We start from the raw sequence: 21696 nt of genomic DNA, 5'->3' as shown, positions 1-21696 counted from the left end.
ACGCGTCATGCGGACGCCCGCTCTCTTCCGCACGTCGGTCTTCCAGATGACGCTCGTCTACATGGCGCTCTTCGGCGTCTCCGTGCTCGCGCTCTTCACCTTCATCTACTGGTCCACGCTCGGCTATCTCGAGCGGCAGACGGAGGAGATCATCGAGGCGGAGACCCGGGGCCTTGCCGAGCAGGCGGAGCGGCGCGGCCTCGTCGGCCTCATCGACGTGATCGGGGACCGCGTGCGGCGCGACACCGAGCACCGCTCCGTCTACCTCCTCGTCGACGCGGGGCTGCGCCCGATTGCGGGCAACGTCGCCCGGTGGCCGGTGGAGCTCGACCGCCGCGGCGAGTGGGCCGATTTTCTGAAGCCCGAGCCGGACGGCGGATACACGCCCGTGCGCGCGCTCGCGCTCGGCGTCGGCCCGGGCTTTCGCCTGATGGTCGGGCGCGACATCCGCGAGCTCGAGCGGATCAACGAGGTCTTCCGGCGCGCATCGATCTGGGGGTTGAGCCTGACGATGGGGCTCGCGCTCGCCGGCGGACTCCTCGTGAGCTGGAGCGCGCAGCGGCGCGTCGCACAGATCAACCGCACGACGCGGCAGATCATGGCCGGCAACATGAGCCAGCGCGTGCCGGTCCGCGGGATCGGCGACGAGCACGACGAGCTCGCGGAGAACGTCAATGCGATGCTCGATCAGATCGAGAAGCTGATGGCGGGCTTGCGGCACGTCGGCGACAGCGTCGCGCACGATCTGCGCGGGCCGCTGACGCGGCTGCGCACCCGGCTCGAAACGCTCGCGAACGAGCCCGCGCCGAGCCGGGAGGGCCTCGCCGAATGCGTCGAGCAGGCCGACGCGCTGCTCGCCACGTTCAACGCGCTGCTCCGGATCGCTCGGATCGAGTCCGGCGCGTACCGGAGCGCCTTCGCCCGGATCGATCTCGGTGCGATCGTGCGCGACGTCTGCGAGCTCTATCAGGCCGCGGCCGAGGAGCGGCAAATCGACCTCCGCTGCGCGTACCCGCCGGACGCGTTCGTGTTCGGCGACCGCGAGCTCCTCGCGCAGGCCCTCACGAATCTCCTCGACAACGCGGTGAAGCACGCGCCGGAGGGCGGCCGGATCACCGTGGACGTGACGCGCAGGCTTCGCCCCCGGGCCGCCTATGCCGTGCGCGTCGCCGACGACGGCCCGGGGATCCCGCCCGAGGAGCGCGAGCGCGTCCTCGAGCGCTTCACCCGCCTCGATCAGTCCCGCTCGCTGCCCGGCAACGGCCTCGGGCTCGCGCTCGTGAAGGCGGTCGCCGAGCAGCACGAAGGCCGCCTGGCGCTCGGCGACAACGCGCCGGGGCTCGTCGTGGAGCTCGACCTTCCGGCGGCCGCCGGCGCAACGCCCGGTGAGGCGCAGGCGGGCGTCTGAGGTATGATTGGGCCGCCATGGAACACGACGCTCCCCCGCCGGGCGCGGCAGAGAGCTTCGACACGCGCCGGCCGATTCAAGAGAACGTGAAGTCGAAGGCCACGTGGCTTCGGCTCTTCTTCATGCTCTGCTTCGTCGTCGCCTACGCGGTCGCGGAGCTGGTCGCGACCGTGGTCGTCGCCGTGCAGTTCTTCTGGGTGCTGTTGAACGGCGCACCGAACGAGCGGCTGCGCGAGCTCGGGCAATCGCTCGCGATCTACACCTACCAGATCATCCTCTATCTCACGTTCAATAGCGACGAGCGGCCGTTTCCGATCGACATGGATTGGCCCACGGACCCGCCGGACCTCGACTGACCCGTTCCGGCCGGACGCGAATCGTCAGCACAAACGATCGCGGAGCGCGGCCGTCCACAGCTCGAGCTTCCGCTCGAACGAGTACGACGCGTTCGCGGGGCTCGTCGACGGCAGCCGCCGGGACTCGAGCGCCGCGACATCGGGAGGCAGCGTCGGCAGCACGTGGCGGCGGTAGAGCTCGGCCGCCTTCGTGCCGTTGAACGAGACGAAGCGGATGCCGGGGTGGGCCGCGAAGAACGACGCGAAGTCGTTCACGACCATCGTCGCGGGGACGATCGCCGAGTCGAGGCTGCCGCGGCGCTCGCCGGCCGCGAGCACGTCCCACAACGCGATGCGCGCCGCCTTCAGCCGCTCGAGGCGCTTTGCATACGGCAGCGCGGGCTCCGCGCCGCACACCTCGCCCATGATCCGCCAGAACGCGTTCCGCGGCTGCGCGTAGTACTGCTGCATCGCGATCGACATCTCGCCCGGCAGGCTGCCGAGGATCAGCACCTCGGCGGTCGGCGCCGCGACCGGCGGAAAGCCGCGCGCGTAAGGGGCGGCGTCCGCGATCTTCGCGCGTCGCGACGAGGCCGTGCGCGTTTTGCCGCCGGCGGCGCCGGATCGTCGCCCTTCGCCGTGCAGCGTGCCGACGCCGCGTGTGCCGCGGCGCGCTTCGCTCACCATGCGAGCGCTCCGTAGTGGCCGTGCGCGCGAAGCGTACGCATTTGCCCGAGGATGTGGGCCTGGCGGCTGCGGACGTATTCGCTCGGCCGGTCCGCGCGCAGCTCCTTCGGGTTCGGCAGCACGGCGGCGAGCAGCGCCGCCTGCTCGGGACGGAGCTCCGCCGCCGACGTGGCGAAAAACTCCTGCGAGGCGGCCTCCACGCCGAACACGCCGGTCCCGAATTCCGCGACGTTCAAGTACACCTCGAGGATCCGCTCCTTCGGCCAGAACGCCTCGATCAGCAGCGTGAAGTAAGCCTCGATTCCCTTGCGAAAGAAGCTGCGGCCCGGCCAGAGAAACAGGTTCTTCGCGACCTGCTGCGTGATCGTCGACGCGCCGCGCAGCCCCTCGCCCGCGCGATAGTCCTCGAGCGCCTTCTCGATGGATGCGAAGTCGAAGCCGTTGTGCATGAGAAAGCGTTGATCCTCCGCCGCGATCACCGCGTAAGCGGCCGACGCGGCGATGTGCTCGCGGTCCCTCCAATCGTGCCGCTGGTCGGCGAGCGGCATCGGCTGCTCGAGCATCATCGCCGTGAACGGCGGGTTCGCGACGCGCAGCAGGCCGACGAGCGCGGCGCTGCCGATCAGCCCGAAAAGCAGAAGCGCCGCCACGGCCCTGACGATGAAACGGCCGGGGCGGAACGAGCGTTTGCGTCCGGAACGGCGTCCCACAAGTAATCGTCCTCCCGCGGTTGCGGCTCCGGTGCGGGCCGCAGCGCTCGCCGTCTCCCCTTGTCGGCGGCCTTCGTCGCTGCGGCGCCCGAGCCGCGTCGGTTTACCCTAATACAAGTCCGGCCCCGGCTGTACAATCCGGCAAGACGGGCGCATTCCGCACCGCAGAGGATCCACGGACGTGCAGCGACCGCGCTGGTTCGCCGATCTCGGTATTCCTCCGAATTACGGCGTGGATCCGCCGCTGCCCGCCTATGCCGACGCCGAGAAGCTCGAAGAGGTGGAACCGAACATCATCGGCCGAATGCAGCGTCTCTGGCCGAAGACGGCCCGCGATTGGCGCGCGATGAAGACCGCCGCAGCCGAGGACGGCGTGCGGCTGCTGCTCGTCTCGGGCTTTCGCAGCGTGAGCCATCAGGTCCGGCTGATCCGCGCCAAGCTCGCGCGCGGCCAGGACATCGCCGTCATCCTGAAAGCGAACGCGGCGCCCGGATTCAGCCAGCACCATACCGGCAAGGCCGTCGACATCGCGACGCCCGGCTCGCGGCCGCTGACCGAGGAGTTCGAGCGTTCGGAGGCGTTCTTTTGGCTGCAGCATAACGCCGAGCGCTTCGGTTTCCGCATGCCGTACGGCCGGAACAACCGCTACGGCTTCGTCTACGAGCCGTGGCACTGGTCCCAGCTTCCGGAAAGCACCCGTTCCCGATCGAGGAGGAATGCGAATGCGACTCGATGAGCCTGCATCGGCCTCGTCTTTCCGCTTGCGGCGACCGCGCCTCGAGCGCCGCGTCGGCGCCGCGCTCGCGGCGGCGGCGACGCTCGCGCTCGGCGCCGCGCCGCTCTCGGCCGCGGAGACGATCCGCCAGTACCAGTTCGCGCCGCGCGACGGCGGCGGCTACGAGCTCGTGCTGAAGGAGGTGCCGCAGCCCGAAGCGGGGCCGGGGGAGGTGCTCGTGCGCGTGCGCGCGGCGTCGCTCAACCGGCGCGACGTGCTGATGCTGAACGCGCGTTACGGGCCGGGCGGCGCGAACGCGGCCGGCGGGATTCCGCTCTCGGACGGGGCCGGCGAGGTCATCGCGGTCGGCCCCGGCGTCACGCGCTTCGAGGTCGGTGATCGCGTCGCGGGCATTTTCTTCGAGCGGTGGATCCGCGGCGACCGGTCGGCCGAGTCGATTGCGTCGGCACGCGGCGGCAACGCGGGCGGCATGCTTTCCGAGGTCATCGTGTCGAGCGAGGACGCGCTCGTCGCGATTCCGGAGCATCTGTCGTTCGAGGAAGCCGCGACGCTGCCCTGCGCCGGGGTCACCGCGTATGTCGGCCTCTTCAAGTACGGCGGGCTCGAGCCCGGCGACTACGTGCTGCTCGAGGGCACGGGCGGCGTGTCGCTGTTCGGTTTGCAGTTCGCCGCTGCGGCCGGCGCGCGACCGATCATCACGAGCTCGAGCGACGAGAAGCTCGAGCGCGCGAAGGCGCTCGGCGCCGTGGGCACGGCGAACTACCGCACGAATGCGGACTGGCAGCGCGAGGTTCGCGCGCTGACGGGCGGCCGAGGCGTCGACCACGTGCTCGAGGTCGGCGGCGAGGACACGCTGCCGAAAGCGCTCGAGGCGCTCGCCTACGATGGGCACGTCGCGCTGATCGGCGGCCTCTCCGGGTTCGCGAGCAGCATCCCGGTCGGGCAGCTGATGGGCCTCGGCGCGCGGGTCACCGGCATCTACGTCGGCTCGCGGGAGGACTTCGAGGCGATGAACCGGTTCATCAGCGGGCATCGGCTGCGGCCGGTCGTCGACCGCGTGTTCGAGCTCGAGGACGCGCCGGCGGCGTTCGACCTCATGCAGAACGGCAGCTACATGGGCAAGATCGTGATCCGCCTCTGACGGGGACCGCGGGCGGCTGCTTTTTGCTTGCAGGCAGCCGAGCCGCGTCGCAAGGATGAGCGAAGCCGATCGCCGCAAGTGGAACGAGCGCTACCGCGAAGGCGCGTACGCCGAGCGCGAGCATCCGACCGCACTGCTCGAGGAGTGGTCCGCGCGGCTCCCTCGCGGCCGCGCGCTCGACGTCGCGTGCGGCGCGGGACGCAACAGCCTGTTTCTCGCGTCGACTGGACGTCAAGTCGACGCCGTTGATATCTCCGGCGTTGCGCTCGACCGCGCTCGGCAAGCCGCGGCCGACCGAGGGCTCGACGTGCGATTCATCGAGGCGGACCTCGAATCCGCGGCCCTGCCCGCCGGGCCGTACGATCTGATCGTCCTCGTCCGCTACGTCAACCGCGCGCTCTTTCCGCAGCTGATCGAGCGGTTCGCCGCGGGCGGCGTGCTGCTCTGCGAGCAGCACGTGGACGCGGACGAGGACGTCGCCGGCCCGAGGAGCGCGGCGTTTCGGATGCGCCGCAACGAGCTGCTGCGCGCCGCGCTCTCCGCGCCCCCCGGGCAGGCGATCGTCGAGCTCTACCGCGAGGGCATCGTGACGGACCCGGACGGCCGCCGCGTCGCGCTCGCGCAGTTGATCCTCCGCGGCAAGGCACGTTGACGACGACGACCGACGCGCGTACACGCAACCCTTTGAACGGCCAGCGTGTTTTCCGTCCGCACGGGCTCGAGCGCGCCGACGGCACCGAAAATGGTAAGGTCGGGGCATCCGAGAAAGCCTCCCTCTGACGTACCGCCAGGATGCGCGTTTTTCGCTCCTCACCGCCCCGCCGATCGTCGGCGCGCTGCGGCGTCCGCCGCATGCGTGCCCTCGCGATCGCGTGGTGTCTCGCCTGCGCGTCGGACGTCTCGTACCCGCAAGCTCCGGCCGGCGGCGAAACGCAGACGAGCGGCGAGGCGCTGCTGCTCGAGGAGCTCGCGCGGCGCGGCGCACGCATCGGCAAGATCGAGATCGCCGTCGACAACGTTTTCGACACGAGCAATCCCGACGAGAGCAAACGCCTGTACCGCTGGGCGAACCGCGTCCATGTGAAGACCCGGGAGGACGTCATCGAGGACGTGCTGCTTTTCGCACCGGGGGACCGGTTCGACCCGCGGCTGCTCGAGGAGTCGGCGCGCTTATTGCGTTCTCGGGATTTTCTCGTGGAAGCCACCGCCACGCCGAGCGCCTATCACGCCGAGTCGAACACGGTCGACATCCTCGTGAACGTCCGCGACGGCTGGTCGCTGTCGCCGGAGCTCGAGCTCGGGCGCAACGGCGGCGAGAACGAGGTCGGCCTCGGCGTCGAGGAAAGCAACCTGCTCGGTACCGGCAAGGGGCTCACCGTCTCCTACACGAGCGACGTGGATCGCGACGAGGCCTATTTCGGCTATACCGATCCGAACGTGCGCGGCAGCCGCGCGCGGCTCGACGTCGTGCTCGCGAACTTGAGCGACGGCGAGCGATTCTCGATCGCGGCCGGCCGGCCGTTCTTCGCGCTCGACACGCGGTGGTCGGTCTCCGGCGCCGTCGTCGATGACGAGCGGGTGGAGACGATCTACGACCTCGGCGAGGAAATCGACGAGTTCCGCCACCGGCGGCGCGGCTTCTCGGTCGAAGGAGGCTGGTCGCGGGGGCTCGAAGGCCGGCGTGCCCTGCGCTGGCTCGCCGGCTTCACTTATGCGCACGACGAGTTCGCGCCGACGCCCGAGGCGCCGGACACGCTGCTCTTGCCGCCCGACCGCAAGCTGGTCTACCCGTGGGTCGGCTTTCAGCTGATCGAGGACGACTTCCGGGTGATGACCGAGCTGAACGACATCGGGCGCACCGAGGACGTTCCGCTCGGCTTGAACCTCACGGCGAGCGTCGGCTTTTCGTCCGAGAGCCTCGGTGCCGACCGCGACGCGACGCTATTGAACGTCGGCGTGCACAAGGGGTGGGAGGTCGGACCGGGCCGGCTGCTCCTCGTCGACGCCAGCGGATCCACGCGCCGCGAGGACGGCGAGTACCGCAACACGGTGATCTCGGCCGGCGGGCGCTACTACCACCGCAACCTCGGCGGCCACCTGTTTCTCGCGAGCCTCTATGCGACCGCGACCAACCGGCTCGACCCGGAGCTGCAGGTTCTGCTCGGCGGCGATAACGGTCTGCGCGGCTACCCGCTCCGGTACCAGGCCGGCGAGCAAAGCGCCGCGCTGACGCTCGAGCAGCGCTTCTTCACGGATTGGTATCCTCTGCGGCTGTTCCGAGTCGGCTACGCCGTGTTCTTCGACGCCGGCCGCGTGTGGGGAGAAGATCCGCGCGCCACGCCGAGCCTCGGCGACCTCTACGACTTCGGTGTCGGCCTGCGCCTCACGTCGCCGCGCTCGAGCAGCCGCCAGGTCGTGCACATCGACCTCGCCTTTCCGATCGGCGGCGACGAGACGATCGACGACGTCCAGCTCACCATCGAGACCAAGCGCTCCTTCTGACGGAGGTGTCCAAAAAAAGGTGTCAGACACCTTTTTCAGAACGAGAAAACGTGTCAGACACCATTTCCCGGAAAAAGGTGTCTGACACCTTTTTTTGGACACCTTTTCGACACCCTTTTTGCGCCGTCGCCCCGGACGTCTATCATTGGATGGCTCCAACCGGCTTCGCGAGAACGACGATGATACGACTGCACTCGACGATGGCGTCGATCAACGGGTACAAGGTGCGCCTTCTCCTTTCGATGCTCGACCTCGAGTACGAGCTCGTCGACATCGACATGTACGGCGGCGAGCACAAGCGCGAGCCGTTCCTGTCGCTGAACCCGTTCGGCCAGATGCCCGCCATGCAGGACGGCGCGTTCACGATCGCCGACTCGCATGCGTGTCTGGTGTATCTCGCCCGCAAGTACGACGGCTCGGGGCGGTGGCTGCCGAGCGACGCCGAAGGGGAAGCAAAGGTCGCGGAGTGGCTTTCGAAGTCCGCGAACGAGGTGCATCAAGGCCCGTGGATGAAGCGGGCGAAGATCCGGCGGCCCGAAGCGATCAAGCTGTCGGACGCGGAGATCGACGCGCGCTGCGACCACATCCTCGCGATCATGGATCGGCACCTTGCGGCTCGGGAATGGCTTGCGCGCGAGCACGCGACGATCGCCGATATCTCGTGCTTCGGGCCGATTTCGATGCTCGACGTGTCGGGCTATGACACGGGCCGCTGGCCCGCCGTCACCGGCTGGCTCGACCGAATTCGCGCGCTGCCGCGCGCGATCGACATCGACGGCCGGCCCTTTCGCTGAAGGTGTCAGACACCATTTGACCGAAAAAAGTGTCTGACACCATTTTCCGGAAAAAGGTGTCTGACACCTTTTTTGGCGGACACCTTTTTTGGCGTCAGAACAGCCGGTTCAGGCTGAAGATCACGCGGTTGCGGTCGTAGGAAAAGGTGTCCACGTTCGACGCGTTGTCCGCCACGCGGTACTGACCGAGAAGCTGCCAGCCGGACTGAAAATCTCTGGTTGCCGTGAGGCTGAGCTGCGAGAAGTCCTCGTCGCGCGGCTCGGCGAGCTCGTCGTACGTGCTCATCCTCAGCAACCCCTCGACCTCGACGGACCAATCCGCATTCAGCGCGTGCTCGTAACCCGCGAAGACCTCGTGGCGCGTGGGGGAAACTCCGGGGCCGTCGCGGTCGTTGCGCTCGTGCACGTAGCCGAGCTCCACGCGTCCGCGGTCTTGGAGCCGCTCGAAGCCGATGCTGATGCGGTCGCGCGTGCCGTTCACGAAGTCGTAGGCCGACGACAGCTCGCCCACGTCGTCGTGAATGAAGCGGATCGACAACGACGCGAGATCGTTGATCGGATATCGGGCGTTCAACGAAGCACCGATCCGCTGCTCGAACCCCTGCCCGTCGAGCCCGCTGTAGTTGTAATAGGGCCCGGCGTCCATGCGCCAGTCGGCCCAGTCCCAAAGATAGGCGACGCCGACGCGCAGCCCATCCTGGTCGAACTCCGGCGCATCGCTATACCGCACGAGGTACGCGCTCGCGTCCAACCGCACCGGCACCTCGTCGCCGAGCCTTCCGCTCAACAGCCCGAACCCCTCGAGCAGCGGGCTGCTCGTCGAGAGGCCGGCCGGCAGGCTCGACTCCTCGACGAGCGCCACGTTGTCGTCGTAGCCGAGGGCGAAATCGAGCAGCCTGACCCACCGCTCGGGCTCCGGGAGCGGCTCGCCCGCCGTCGCCGAGCGCCGAAGCATGGCCTCGGCGAGCGCGGCGAGCGTCGGATCATCGCTCGTGCGGGCTTGCTCGAACGCGGCGCGGGCCTCCGCGATGCGGTTCTGGCGCGTCAGCGACAATCCGAGGTTGTACTGCGCGAGCGCCCGCATGTCCGGATACTCCGCGGCCAACGTTCGGAACGCCTCCTCGGCCCGCTCGAAATCGCCCAAGCGGTAATAGCTGACGCCGATGTTGTATTCGACCGCGGGGCCGGTCATGCCGGCCGCGCGAGCCGCCTGAAACGCTTCGGCGGCCGTCGCGTAGTCGCCTTCGGCGAACGCGTCGCTGCCGGCGGTGAAACGATCGCTCGCGTCGCCCTCGATCGGGGCAGCGGAGGCGGTCCCTGCCGCCGCAGTGCAGGCGAGCCATGCGAGGCTTGCGAGTTTGACGTAGCGCGGCATCGTACGAGCTACTCCGAGTTCAGTTCGTGTCGTCGCGCCGTTTCGAAGGCGGCTGCCGGCGAGTCTAACCCAGGCATGCAAGACCAGCGCCATCGTTGCCGTTCGGCGACGATCCCGGGCCCGTCTCGTGTTCGGGACGGTTCGCTCGGGAGGACCGATGCGACGCCGCTACTGCCCGGACCGCCCCGGGGAATCCCCGCGGCCTGGAATTTCCGGACGGGCGGGCCGGTCCGGGCGCTCGCCGCCGTCGCCGCCTCCGGAGCGCCCGCGTCTTGCGTTTTCGCGGACTTCGCGGGCGTCGTCGGCGGCGTCCCGCCCGGCGGCGCGGGCGCGATCCGCGAGGTTGCGGCCGGCTTCGCGTGCTTCACGAGCAGCGGCCGCGGCATCGCGGCGCGCGGCCCCGTCGGCATCGCGGCGCGCGGCCCCCTCGGCATCCCGACGCGCGGCGCCCTCGGCATCGCGGCGCGCATCCCGGTCGGCACCGCGGCTCCCGGACCCGCTATCGCGGGCCGCATCCCGCCCGCGGTCGCCGGCTTCCCGCGCGGCGCGGGCGGCCGTTTGCACGGCGCCCTGTCCGTCGCGCACCGCGCCGCCCGCATCTCGCCGCCCGCCGCCGTCCGCAGCCTGCCGCCCGCGGCCGTCCGCAGCCTGCCGCTCGCGGCCGTCCGCGACCTGCCGGGCGGCCTCCGGCCGATCATCGGGATCGCGCGCACCGCCGCGATGCGCGTTCCCGCGCTGCTCCGCGGCGCCGCTCCCGTCGCCCGCGGCGTCCTGCCCTCCGCGCCGGTCCGCAGCCGCGTCACCCGGCGCCGAGCCCCGGCCCTTGACCTCGAGCAACCCCTCCGGGAGCTCGATGATCCGCGTGACGGCCTCCGGGCGCGTGGCGTCCTCCGGCAGCAGCGTCATCGTCACGTCCAGGTTCTCCGTGGCGGCGTTCGCGCCGCCGTCCTGGGCCCACGCCGGCATTCCGCCGGCCAAGCCGATCGCGACGAGCCCCGCGAGCGGCAACCGGCGAGCGCCGAGGGCCCTTCCGGGGCGCTCGGCGTCCGCATACGCCCGCGCCCGGTGGGCGCCGTCACCCGGACGCGCCCGATACCGCGAGCTCACGGCTTCCGAGCCGCCTTCGTTCCCGATTCTGCAATCCGTGCTCAGGCTTCGACTCCGCGGATATCGACGATGAAGGTCCTGCGCTTCTGCCCGTGCTGCACCTCCACCATCAGCTGACCGGCCGCGCCGGTGGCGACGACCGGCAGCGTGAGCTGGTTGCTGCCCGCCTCGAGGTCCGCGTGCCAGCGCAGCTCCCGGCGGTCGGCAAAGCCGTCCAAGCTGATCGCGCCGGTCAGGACCACCCGGATTTCGGCGTTGCGCAACGGCGCCGGCGTATCGACGGCGATGCTCACGTCCCGCTTCTCGTTGAGCGCCATCGTGACCAGCGGGGTCGTGGAGGCGGACTGAGGCTCCCGCGCCGGCACGAGCAGCACGACCCAGGCGGCCGCGGCCGCGGCGGCCGAGACGGCGCCGACCGCCATGCCGGCCCAAAAGCCGCGGTGCGCCCCCCGGCCCGCGGCGCGCGACGGCGTTCGCAACGCGCCGGCGTCGCCCCGCCCCCGGGTCGCGTGCGCGATCGCGCGCTCGAACGCCCCCGGAGTCGGACCGGGCACCGGCCGTGCCCGCTCGACGCGCAGCACGCCGGCCGCGACCTGTGCGTCTCGGCAGCTCGTGCAATAGGCGAGATGCTCGATCGCGGCCCGCCTCGCCGACGGGTCGCCCGCCTCCGGCGCGTCGATCAGCAAGGCCTGAACGTCGTCACATTTCATCCGTTTCCTCCCGCGCCGCTCGCGGCGCTCGGAGCCGATTCTTCGCGTTTGAGCAGCTTGCCCAGCCGTGCGCGGGCGCGGTGCAGCCGCGATTTCAGGGTGCCTTCCTTGAGGCCGGTGATCTCCATCAGCTCGGCCAAGGTATAGCCTTCGATGTCGTGCAGGGCCAGCAGCGTGCGCTGGTCTTCGTCGAGGCGCCGCCAGGCCCGGGCGAGGCGTTGCGTCCACAGCGCGGATTCGGTCTCGTCCGCCGGGCCGGGCTCCTCCGCGGCGAAGCTCGCCGCGTCGTGCACTTCGATCGAATCGACATGCGATCGTTCGAACCGGCGCAGCTGGTCGATGAAGATGCGCCGCATCACGCAGAGCATCCAGCTCTGCGGCTGATCCAGCCTCTCGAGCTCGTCGAGCCGGGGGTACGCCCGCGCGCAGACTTCCTGCACGAGATCCTCGGCGTCGTGGACGGAGCGGGTAAACCGGTAGGCCGCCCGGTAGAGCAGGGAATAATGCTTGCCGATCAGCGCCTCGAACCGTTCGACCGCCGACCTGCCGCCGTGAATAACTGTCAGTCGAGCCATGGGAAAAACTTGCGCACGCTCAAGAAGACACGTGCGAGCGGCTGCCGCGTTCCACCCGACCCGGCGGTTGCCCGCCGCCCCGGCCCAGGCTGCGGCCCGGGGCGGAGGGAACCCGCCGGCGGCTCGTCCGTGTTGGCACTATAAGGGCAACCCGTCGCCGCTTCCGAGCGGGCCGTCACGGGAGTGTTGCCCACCGAGCGCCTGCGCACAAGCCGTGACGGTCCGCGAAGGCGCGTGCGCGGCAGGACGAGGGAGGGAACGCGCGCCGGGACGACCGGCCGCATCGGATAACAACGAAGAGACCGACGACGTGATGTGATGTTTACTCCTCCGGTCAATCTCACGATCGTCGCGAGACAACAAGAAAGGGTCGACGTTTGAGTTTGCGGCCAGCCGCCTAGAACCTAAGCATCGACCTGATTTTCCCCGCTTCGGCGGGGTTTTTTTTGCCCGCCCGCCGCTGCCCGGCGCGGCGTCTCGCGGAGAACCGGGGGCCGCTCTATAATGCGCGCCCACCGCGCCACGCCCTGCCGGCTTTCGCCTCGATGATTCCGACCCACCGCCTCCGCAACGTCGCGATCGTCGCGCATGTCGATCACGGCAAGACCACGCTCGTCGACCGGCTGCTTCAGCAGTCCGGTACGCTCGACGCACGCACGCAGCTTCCGGAACGAGCGCTCGACACGAACGACCTCGAGCGCGAACGGGGCATCACGATCCTCGCGAAGAGCACGGCGATCCGCTGGGGCGAATGGCGTATCAACATCGTGGATACGCCCGGGCATGCGGACTTCGGCGGCGAAGTCGAGCGCGTGCTGTCGATGGTCGACGGCGTGCTGCTGCTCGTCGACGCCGTCGACGGGCCGATGCCGCAAACCCGCTTCGTCACGCAGAAGGCGTTCAAGCGAGGCTTCGTACCGCTCGTCGTGATCAACAAGATCGATCGCGACGGTGCGCGGCCCGGCTGGGTTCTCGACCAGACCTTCGATCTCTTCGACAAGCTCGGCGCAACCGACGCGCAGCTCGACTTTCCGGTGGTGTACGCCTCGGCCCTCAAGGGCTACGCAGGCCTCGACCCCGCAGTCCGCTCGGGCGACATGATCCCGCTCCTCGAGGCGCTCGTGCGCCACGTGCCGCCGCCGGACGTCGCCCCCGAAGGGCCGCTCCAGCTCCAGGTCTCGAGCCTCGACTACAACTCGTACGTCGGCGTGCTCGGCATCGGCCGGATCAACCGCGGCGTCGCTCGGCCCGGCATGCCGATCTCGCTCGTGCGTCGCGACGGCCGCGTCGACAACGCCCAGCTCGGCGAGCTCTACGGCTTCGAAGGTCTCGAGCGCAAGCCCGTGGACGAGGCCGGCGCGGGCGACATCGTCGTTTTCAGCGGTATCGAGGACGTCGGCATCTCGGACACGGTCTGCGCGCGCAATCATCCCGAGGCGCTGCCGAAGCTCGAGATCGACGAGCCGACGATCACGATGACCTTCCAGGTGAACAAGTCACCGTTCGCGGGGCGGGAGGGTCGATTTCTGACGAGCCGGCAGATTCGCGCGCGGCTCGACCGCGAGCTCTCGCACAACGTCGCGCTGCGCGTGGAGGAGACCGACGACCCGGACAAATTCCGCGTTTCGGGCCGCGGCGAGCTGCACCTCTCGGTCCTGATCGAGACGATGCGCCGCGAAGGCTACGAGCTCGCGGTGTCGCGCCCCGCCGTGATCGAGCGGCGCGTCGACGGCGAGATCCACGAGCCGTGGGAGCTCGTCACCGTCGACTTCGCGGAGGAGCATCAGGGCGCGGTGATGAGCCGCCTCGCCGAGCGCCGCGGCGAGCTGCTGAACATGGTGCCGGACGGCCGCGGGCGCGTGCGTCTCGAGTATCGGATCCCGGCGCGCGGCCTGATCGGATTCCGCACCGAGTACCTCACGGCGACGGCCGGCACGGGACTCCTGTATCACGTCTTCGAGCGCTACGCGCCGCGCGTTCGGGGCGAGATCGGCCAACGCACGAACGGCGTGCTGGTCTCGAACATCGCCGGCAAAGCCACCGCCTACGCGCTCTTCAATCTGCAAGAGCGAGGTGCGCTCTTCATCGGCCACGGCGACGAGGTCTACGAAGGCATGATCGTCGGCATCCACAGCCGCGGCAACGATCTGCCGGTGAACCCCACGAAGGGCAAGCACCTGACGAACATCCGCGCGGCGGGCTCCGACGAGAATCTGCTCTTGACGCCGCCGATCCGGTTCTCCCTCGAGCAGGCGCTCGAGTTCATCGACGACGACGAGCTGGTCGAGATCACCCCGTCGAGCATCCGTCTCCGCAAAAAGCTCCTGCGGGAGCACGAGCGGCGGCGCGAAGCGCGGGGCTGAGCGCGCACTACGCCGAAGCGCGGGGCTGAGCCCGCATCGTGCCGATGCGCGGAGCCGAGCGCGCATCGCGGCGAAACGCGGGGCTGAGCACCATCGCGCCGGTGCCCGGCCGCCGCGCTCGCGTCCGTACGTAGGGCGCCGTTATCATCCGGAGGTTCCGAGCACCGGCCGCTCCCGCGCGGCCGTGCCCGCGCGACGGCGCGGTGCAAGCCCGCGGATCGGGCGGCGCGACGGGCGGAACGTTCTTCGCACCCGGGAAGGTCGAGGCATGCATATCGGCGGCACCATGCACGGAGGCGCGAAACGGCGCGGCGCGAGCGCGGCGCGGCGAGGGCTCGCGGGGTGATCGAGCCGAGGTTGCCGCCGCGCGCCGCGTGCGCCACCCTCCTCTTCGCGCTCGGCGGCGATGCCCTTGCGCAGGATCTCGAAGTTTCCGGAAGCAGTGAGAAGTCCGTGCGCATCGTTCGCACCGAGACGCCGCCCGTCATCGACGGCGTGCTCGACGAGGCGGCCTGGTCGAGCGCCGCGACGATCGAGGATCTGCACCAGATCCAGCCCGTCGAATACGCCGAGGCCTCCGAGCCCACGCTGATCCGTCTGATGTACGACGACGACGCGCTCTACATCGGCGCACGCCTCTACGACAGCGAGCCGGAGCAGATCACCGCGCGCATCCTGCGCCAAGGCGCGGAGGTCTTTGCCGACGATTGGTTCGCGGTGACGCTCGATCCGTTCCACGACCGGCGCAGCGGCTATCTCTTCCAGACGAACCCGAACGGTCTGCGGCAGGAAGCGCTGTACCAGAACGTCAGCGAGGAGCAGTGGGACTGGCAGGGCATCTGGTACGCGGCCGCGGGCATCGACGGCGAAGGGTGGATCGCCGAGATGGCGATCCCGTTCAAGACGCTGTCGTTCGATCCGCTGAACGATACCTGGGGCATCAACTTTCGCCGCTCGATCGCCCGTCGCGACGAGAGGATCGGATGGGTGTCCCGCAATCGCGCGACCAACCCGAGCGTCTCCGGCATCGCGATCGGCTTCGAGGGCCTCGATCAGGGCCTCGGCCTCGACGTCGTTCCCGCCATCGCCCTGCGCGACAGCCGCGACCGGCTCTCGGACGTGGACGACTCCGAGTCCGCTCCGTCGCTCGACCTGTTCTACAAGATCACGCCGAGCCTGACCGGATCGCTGACGCTGAACACCGACTTCTCGGCCACCGAGGTCGACGATCGGCAGGTGAACCTCACGCGCTTCGCGCTGTTCTTCCCGGAGAAGCGGGACTTCTTCCTGCAGGATGCGGACATCTTCGAGTTCGGAGGCATCGGCGAGAACGGACGCCCGTTCTTCTCGCGGCGCATCGGCCTCGCCGCCGACGGAGAAATCGTCGACATCGACGCGGGCGCGAAGATCAGCGGCCGCGTGGGCCGCTTCAATCTCGGGATGCTGTCGATTCGCCAGGAAGCCTCGACCGACGCGCCGGCGGAAACGTCGACCGTGGCGCGCGTGTCCGCGAACGTGCTTTCGGAGTCGACCGTCGGGCTGATCGCGACGCACGGCAGCCCGCAGTCGCCGCTCGACAACTCCCTCGTCGGCGCGGATTTCATGTACCGGAACACGCGCCTTCCCGGCGGCCGCGTGCTCGAAGGCGAGGCGTGGGTGCAGCAGAGCCGCACGGAAGGAATCGACGGCGACGATCGCGCTTACGGCTTGCGCGTGCGGTCGCCGAACGAGACGGGCTTCCGCGGCGGCGTCGGCTTTACCGAGCTCGACGAGAACTTCAACCCGGCCCTCGGCTTCGCGAATCGCGTCGGCATTCGCCGGCTCGACGGGGATCTCGGGTATACGCATCGTCCCCGCTCCGGCTTCCTTCGGGCCGTCGGCGGCGGCTTCGAGGCGGAGCGCATCGAGCGGCTTGCGGGCGGCCTCGAGTCGCAGGAGATCGAGCTCGAGCTGCTCGAGGCGGAAGGCCGGAGAGGCGACAACGTGCGAGTCGAGCGCTCGTTCAACAAGGAAGTCCTGCTCGAGCCGTTCGACATCCACCCCGGGGTCGTGATCCCGGCCGGCGAATACTCGTTCGCCTCCACGCGGGTGAACTTCGAGTTCGCGGATCAACGCAAGCTTTCCGGCGAGATCGGCTATCAGACCGGCGGGTTCTTCAGCGGCGACCGCGACGAGATATTCGGCGCGATCCGGTGGCGGCCGTCCGGGCATTTCACCGGGCGCCTCGAGTACGGCGTGAACGAGATCGACTTGCCGGAGGGCACGTTCACGACGCGGCTGCTCTCCGTGCGCGCGGACATCGTCTTCTCCGCGCGCCTGAGCTGGGTGAACTTGATTCAGTACGACAACGTGAGCGAGGTCATCGGCATCAACAGCCGCCTGCACTGGATTCCCGAGGCGGGCCGCGAGGCCTACCTCGTGCTGAACCACAGCGCCGAGGACCTCGACCGCGACGACCGCTTCCATTCCTCGTTCTCCGAGGCCGCCGTGAAGTTCAACTACACCTTCCGCTTCTGAAAAAAGGTGTCAGACACCTTTTCCGGAGCAAAAAAGGTGTCAGACACCTTTTTCCGACAAAATGGTGTCTGACACCATTTCCTCTGACACCATTTCTTCGAACGGATATGATCGACGGACGATGAGCAGGGTCGTGCAAGACGCGGAGCCGCTCCCGCAGGTCGGGCACGTCGTCGCGGGCCAGGCGTTGGCCGGCGGCATGCGGCGGGGAACGGTGTTCAATCCGGCCACCGGGGACCCGGTCGCCGAGGTGGCGCTCGCCGGCGCCGAAGAGGTGGATGCGGCCGTGCGCGCGGCGCGCGCCGCGTTTCCCGCGTGGAGCGAGACGCCGGCGCCGCGGCGGGCGCGCGTGCTCTTCCGCTTCAAGGCGCTCCTCGAGCAGCATCGGGACGAGCTCGCGGCGATCGTCACACGGGAGAACGGCAAGGTCTTCGCCGACGCGAAGGGCGAGATCGCGCGCGGCGTCGAGGTCGTGGAGTTCGCCTGCGGGATTCCGCAGCTGCTGAAGGGCGAGTACAACGAGAACGTCGGCGGCGGCATCGACAACTTCTCGCTCCGCCAGCCGCTCGGCGTGTGTGCCGGCATCACGCCGTTCAACTTCCCGGCGATGGTGCCGCTCTGGATGTTCCCCGTCGCAATCGCCTGCGGGAACACGTTCGTGCTGAAGCCGAGCGAGCGCGTGCCGAGCGCGTCGCTCCGGCTCGCCGAGCTGCTCGACGAAGCGGGACTCCCGCCCGGCGTCCTGAACGTCGTGCAAGGCGACAAGGAGGCCGTGGACGCGCTGCTCGCGCACGACGGCGTCGACGCCGTGAGCTTCGTCGGCTCCACGCCGATCGCGGCCTACGTCTACGCGCAAGCCGCCGCACGCGGCAAGCGCGTGCAGGCGCTCGGCGGCGCGAAGAATCATCTCGTCGTCATGCCGGACGCGGATCTGGATCAGGCGGCGGACGCGCTCGTCGGGGCGGGCTACGGCTCCGCCGGCCAGCGCTGCATGGCCATATCCGTCGCGGTCGCCGTCGGGCCGACGGCCGACGTGCTCGTGCCGAAGCTTCGCGAGCGCATCGGGCGCCTCGAGATCGGCGACGGCATGGTCGGGTCGCCCGACATGGGCCCGCTGATCAGCCACGCGCATCGCCGCCGCGTGATCGGCTACATCGAGGAAGGCGTCCGCGAAGGCGCCGAGCTCGTCGTCGACGGCCGCGCGCTCCGCGTGACCGGACGCGAGCGCGGCTTCTTCCTCGGTCCGACCCTCTTCGACCGCGTACGGCCCGAGATGCGCATCTATCGCGAAGAGGTGTTCGGCCCGGTCCTGTGCGTGGTCCGCGTGCCGGATTTCGCCGCGGCCGTCGAGCTCGCGAGCCGTCACGAGCTCGGCAACGGCGTCGCGTGCTTCACCGCGGACGGCCGCACGGCCCGCGACTTCGCGCGGCGCGTGCAGGCGGGAATGGTAGGCATCAACGTGCCGATCCCGGTGCCAATGGCGTTTCACTCGTTCGGCGGCTGGAAGCGCAGCCTTTTCGGCGATCACCACATCTACGGCGAGGAAGGCGTGCGCTTCTATACGCGCTACAAGTCCGTGATGCAGCGGTGGCCCGAGGCGTCGGCGAAGGGGCCCGAGCTCACGATGCCGACGCCGAAGTGACCCGCACGTCCATGCCCGCTCCTCGAGAGACGCCGCGATGAAGCTCGCGAGCATCCGCCACGAAGGGCGTGAGCTCGTCGCCGCGGAGCTCGACGCGACGACCTTGGTCGATCTCGATGCGCTGCGGGCGCTCACGGAGCCGCCCGGCGCCTTCGCCGCGGACGAGCCGCTTCGCGACATCCTCGACGTCGTCGCGCTGCCGCCCGCGCGGCTCGCGGCGCTCGGCGCCGCGCTCGAGCGGGCCCGCGCCGACGGCGGCGCAGCGCCCCGCATCCCGGCCGGCGACGTCGAATGGCGGCCCCCGGTGCCGCGGCCGGGCAAGATCTGCGCCGTCGCGATGAACAACTCCGCGAGCAACGAGCGCAAGATCAGCGCGCCGGACCATCCCGCGTTCTTTCTGAAGCCGTCGTCGTGTCTCGTCGGGCACTTCGCGCCGATTCGCATCCGCCGCTATTACGGGAGCGTCCATCCGGAGCCCGAGCTCGCCGTCGTGATCGGCGCTCGCGCCCGCGACCTGGACGCGGCCCAGGCGCTCGACGCCGTGTTCGGCTACACGATCTTCGACGATATCACGAGCAACGGCATGCGCGCCGAGGACCGCTTCCACTACTATGCCGTCTACGCGAGCGAACAGGACCCGGAGCGGACCGAGCGCGTCGAGCAGCATCTCTCGTACGCGGGGCGCTACAAGGGCAGCGACACCTTCGGCGCGATGGGCCCGTGGCTCGTGACCCGCGACGAGATTCCCGATCCCGACGAGCTCGCCGTCGAATGCAAGGTCGGGGGCGAGACCGTCGCCGAGGACAGCACGCGGTATTACAACTACAAGGTCGCGGAGGTCGTGAGCTTCATCAGCCAATACCTGACGCTCGAGCCGGGCGACGTGATCTCGATGGGCACCGCGTTCAAGCCCGGTGCGCAGCGCAAATCGATCCATCACGCGAATTTGCAGCGCGTCTCGGGCCCGATCGAGATCAGCATCGAAGGGCTCGGCCGGTTGTCGAACCCCGTCGTCGTCGAGGAGCGGCCGCTCGGCAACTGGCGGCTCGACCGGCATGGCCGCTGACCCGCCGCTCGGCGCGCTGGAGAAGATCGAGATCCGGCTCGCTCTCGAGGACCTGAACTCCGCCTTCACCCGCTGCCTCGATCACGGCGACATCGACGCGCTGGTCGGTCTTTTCACCGAGGACGCGCTCTACACGCACGGCGCGCGTCGCTCGAAAGGCCGCAAGGCCATCGAGGCGCTGTTCCGCGCGCGCACCGCCGCCGGGCCGCGCACGTCGCGACATCTCTACTCGGGCCTGACGCTCGAGATCGAGAGCCGCACGCGCGCCGCCGGCACGAGCGTCTGCATGACCTTCGCGCAGGCGGGGCTTCCGCCGCTTTCGCCCGCCGTGCCGATCCTCGTCGCCGACTTTCACGACGTCTACGTCCGCGGCGACGACGGCCGCTGGCTCTTCGAGTCCCGCAGGATCGAGCGCATCTTCGAGGATCCCTCGGCAGGCGGGCCCGTCGGCATGGCGGCGGAGGATCGCGCGGCGCGCGAAAGCATGGCGGCCGAGGATCCGGGAGCGCGCGAGTCCACGCCGGCAGGCGCCGACCGCCGGAGCGCACGAGTCGACCGCCGCATCGCGGGCGTCGACTTGAGCCTCGAGCCGCCGAGCACGTTCCTGTTCACCGGAGAGGTCTGCACGCGCTCGTACCGGCTCAATCGCTTCGCGTTCGATTTCAAGGATCCCGTCGTCAGGGAGCGCTTTGCTCGCGAGCCCGACGCGCTGATGAGCGAGTACGGGCTGACCGAGGCGGAGAAGGCGCTCGTCCGCGCGCGCGACTGGACCGGCCTCGTCGCCCACGGCGGTCACCACTTCAACGTCATCAAGATCGCGGCCGCCGTCGGGGAGACCCATTTGCACGTCGGCGCGCACATGCGCGGCACGGACTGGGAGGTCATGAAGGAGACGCTGCCGCGGCGGATCGATCTGATGCCCGAGGATCTCGCCTGAGCGAGGCGCCGGAAGCGCGCTGATGTCCACGATCGTCGGCGGAATCGGGATCGCGCACACGCCGTCGATGGGCCGCGAGTACGACGCGGGCATGGCTCGCGCCTTCGATCCGAAGTGGCGTCCCTGGTACGACGGCACGCGGCCCGTCAAGGCGTGGCTCGAAGAGGCCGCCGCGACGCATTTAGTGGTCGTCTACAACGACCACATGAATTACTTCGATCTCTCGACCTATCCGACCTTCGCGATCGGCATGTCCGCGCACTTCCCTCAAGCCGACGAAGGGTACGGGAAGCGCCCGTTCCCCGGAGTCGACGGAGATCCAGACTTCGCCTGGCCGGTCGCGCGCAAGCTGATCGAGATCGGCTTCGATCTCACGTTCTGCCAGGAGCTCGAGCTCGACCACGGCATCTACTCCTGGCTGCCCTACCTGTTCGACGCGCCGTGGCCGCTGAAATGCTGCCCATTGCGGTCAACATGCTGATGCAGCCCGTGCCGACGCCGCGGCGGTTGCGGCAGCTTGGCGAAGCGCTGCGGCGCGCGATCCTGGAGGACGGCCGCGACGAGCGCGTCGTCGTGCTCGCGACCGGCGGAATGTCGCACCAGATTCACGGCACGCGCTTTGGCCTCGCGAACGAGCGCTGGGACCGCTATTTCCTTGAGGCGATCGTGAACGACTTGGACGCGCTCGTCGCGATCCCGCCGGAGAAGATCATGCGCGTGGCCGGCTCGGAGGCCGCCGAGCTCACGATGTGGTACGCGATGCGGGCCGCGCTCGGAGAGCGCGCGAGGCACGTGTACAGCTTCTACACATTGCCGGCGGTGACCGGCTGCGGTGTGGTGGTGCTCGAGCCGGGGACGTTGCGCGGCGGTAGTCCAGATTCGCGGCGATAGGGGAGTGTCTGAATATTCGGCCTGCGTGGGCATGCGGCGCGAATCTCTAGGGCCGGAAGCGCCACCTTAATTCTCGGGCACAGGCGCACGAATTCAACGCCTTGACGATATCCGAGGCAGCTTTTGTTTCCCGCGCATTAGCCTCATGGCGAAATCTGTTCCCTAACGCCAGAAATTCCCGTTATGCATTATGAATGCCA

Annotated in this window: 20 protein-coding genes; 14 read left to right on the top strand and 6 right to left on the bottom strand. The window is 69.3% G+C overall.

Annotated elements, in window-relative coordinates; genetic code table 11:
- Positions 1 to 7: 7 nt before the first annotated feature.
- Positions 8 to 1408, top strand: a complete 1401-nt coding sequence (locus tag VF329_06620) for a HAMP domain-containing sensor histidine kinase (GenBank protein HEX7080669.1) — start codon at positions 8 to 10, stop codon at positions 1406 to 1408.
- Positions 1409 to 1425: 17 nt separating this feature from the next.
- Complete coding sequence (locus tag VF329_06615) at positions 1426 to 1764, top strand: DUF4389 domain-containing protein (protein ID HEX7080668.1); 339 nt, start codon at positions 1426 to 1428, stop codon at positions 1762 to 1764.
- A 24-nt stretch (positions 1765 to 1788) separates the two neighbouring features.
- Here the strand turns inward: VF329_06615 and VF329_06610 are convergent, their stop codons facing one another.
- Both VF329_06610 and mtgA read right to left on the bottom strand, forming a co-directional pair.
- Entirely contained in the window at positions 1789 to 2430 is a 642-nt protein-coding gene (locus VF329_06610) for a DNA-deoxyinosine glycosylase (GenBank protein HEX7080667.1), read from the bottom strand.
- On the bottom strand, positions 2424 to 3140 hold the full coding sequence (gene mtgA, locus VF329_06605) for a monofunctional biosynthetic peptidoglycan transglycosylase (protein ID HEX7080666.1): 717 nt from the start codon (positions 3138 to 3140) through the stop codon (positions 2424 to 2426). The genes VF329_06610 and mtgA overlap by 7 nt, the downstream gene beginning before the upstream one ends.
- 181 nt (positions 3141 to 3321) lie before the next feature.
- Between mtgA and VF329_06600 the strand changes: the two genes are divergently transcribed.
- From VF329_06600 to VF329_06580, 5 genes are all read left to right on the top strand, one after another.
- On the top strand, positions 3322 to 3876 hold the full coding sequence (locus tag VF329_06600; GenBank protein HEX7080665.1) for a M15 family metallopeptidase: 555 nt from the start codon (positions 3322 to 3324) through the stop codon (positions 3874 to 3876).
- Positions 3863 to 5017: an NAD(P)-dependent alcohol dehydrogenase gene (locus tag VF329_06595; GenBank protein HEX7080664.1), complete on the top strand. Its 1155-nt coding sequence runs from the start codon at positions 3863 to 3865 to the stop codon at positions 5015 to 5017. The genes VF329_06600 and VF329_06595 overlap by 14 nt, the downstream gene beginning before the upstream one ends.
- Positions 5018 to 5072: 55 nt before the next feature.
- Positions 5073 to 5669 carry a class I SAM-dependent methyltransferase gene (locus VF329_06590; GenBank protein HEX7080663.1) on the top strand — a complete coding sequence of 199 codons (597 nt, stop codon included), beginning with the start codon at positions 5073 to 5075 and terminating at the stop codon, positions 5667 to 5669.
- A gap of 200 nt (positions 5670 to 5869) precedes the next feature.
- The gene (locus VF329_06585) at positions 5870 to 7519 is read left to right on the top strand and encodes a BamA/TamA family outer membrane protein (protein ID HEX7080662.1); all 1650 of its coding nucleotides are present in this window, start codon (positions 5870 to 5872) and stop codon (positions 7517 to 7519) included.
- A 179-nt stretch (positions 7520 to 7698) separates the two neighbouring features.
- Positions 7699 to 8313, top strand: a complete 615-nt coding sequence (locus VF329_06580; GenBank protein HEX7080661.1) for a glutathione S-transferase family protein — start codon at positions 7699 to 7701, stop codon at positions 8311 to 8313.
- A gap of 94 nt (positions 8314 to 8407) precedes the next feature.
- Here VF329_06580 and VF329_06575 read toward each other — a convergent pair whose 3' ends face one another.
- From VF329_06575 to VF329_06560, 4 genes are all read right to left on the bottom strand, one after another.
- Positions 8408 to 9688, bottom strand: a complete 1281-nt coding sequence (locus VF329_06575) for a tetratricopeptide repeat protein (protein ID HEX7080660.1) — start codon at positions 9686 to 9688, stop codon at positions 8408 to 8410.
- 168 nt (positions 9689 to 9856) lie between these two features.
- Complete coding sequence (locus VF329_06570; GenBank protein ID HEX7080659.1) at positions 9857 to 10795, bottom strand: hypothetical protein; 939 nt, start codon at positions 10793 to 10795, stop codon at positions 9857 to 9859.
- Between the two features lie 41 nt (positions 10796 to 10836).
- Positions 10837 to 11505, bottom strand: coding sequence for a hypothetical protein (locus VF329_06565; GenBank protein ID HEX7080658.1), 669 nt, complete (start codon positions 11503 to 11505; stop codon positions 10837 to 10839).
- Positions 11502 to 12080: an RNA polymerase sigma factor gene (locus VF329_06560; protein HEX7080657.1), complete on the bottom strand. Its 579-nt coding sequence runs from the start codon at positions 12078 to 12080 to the stop codon at positions 11502 to 11504. The genes VF329_06565 and VF329_06560 overlap by 4 nt, the downstream gene beginning before the upstream one ends.
- Before the next feature lie 545 nt (positions 12081 to 12625).
- Here VF329_06560 and typA point away from each other — a divergent pair.
- The 7 genes from typA (at position 12626) to VF329_06525 (ending at position 21496) form a co-directional block, all read left to right on the top strand.
- Positions 12626 to 14443, top strand: coding sequence for a translational GTPase TypA (typA, locus tag VF329_06555; GenBank protein HEX7080656.1), 1818 nt, complete (start codon positions 12626 to 12628; stop codon positions 14441 to 14443).
- Between the two features lie 342 nt (positions 14444 to 14785).
- Positions 14786 to 16960 (top strand): DUF5916 domain-containing protein, encoded by a 2175-nt coding sequence (locus VF329_06550; GenBank protein ID HEX7080655.1) that lies wholly within the window; start codon positions 14786 to 14788, stop codon positions 16958 to 16960.
- A 121-nt stretch (positions 16961 to 17081) separates the two neighbouring features.
- Positions 17082 to 18602: a CoA-acylating methylmalonate-semialdehyde dehydrogenase gene (locus tag VF329_06545; GenBank protein HEX7080654.1), complete on the top strand. Its 1521-nt coding sequence runs from the start codon at positions 17082 to 17084 to the stop codon at positions 18600 to 18602.
- A gap of 37 nt (positions 18603 to 18639) precedes the next feature.
- Entirely contained in the window at positions 18640 to 19668 is a 1029-nt protein-coding gene (locus VF329_06540) for a fumarylacetoacetate hydrolase family protein (GenBank protein ID HEX7080653.1), read from the top strand.
- Positions 19658 to 20605 (top strand): nuclear transport factor 2 family protein, encoded by a 948-nt coding sequence (locus VF329_06535; GenBank protein ID HEX7080652.1) that lies wholly within the window; start codon positions 19658 to 19660, stop codon positions 20603 to 20605. The genes VF329_06540 and VF329_06535 overlap by 11 nt, the downstream gene beginning before the upstream one ends.
- 22 nt (positions 20606 to 20627) lie before the next feature.
- Positions 20628 to 21086 carry a hypothetical protein gene (locus tag VF329_06530; protein HEX7080651.1) on the top strand — a complete coding sequence of 153 codons (459 nt, stop codon included), beginning with the start codon at positions 20628 to 20630 and terminating at the stop codon, positions 21084 to 21086.
- Positions 21059 to 21496, top strand: coding sequence for a hypothetical protein (locus tag VF329_06525; protein HEX7080650.1), 438 nt, complete (start codon positions 21059 to 21061; stop codon positions 21494 to 21496). Before VF329_06530 ends, VF329_06525 begins: the two co-directional genes overlap by 28 nt.
- Positions 21497 to 21696: the final 200 nt, after the last annotated feature.

It is taken from the genome of Gammaproteobacteria bacterium (genome assembly GCA_036381015.1).
In the GTDB taxonomy this organism is placed as follows: Bacteria; Pseudomonadota; Gammaproteobacteria; order Steroidobacterales; family Rariloculaceae; genus ZC4RG20.
Note: the sequence above shows the minus strand (reverse complement) of the source record. Positions and strands in the feature narration are given on the sequence as shown.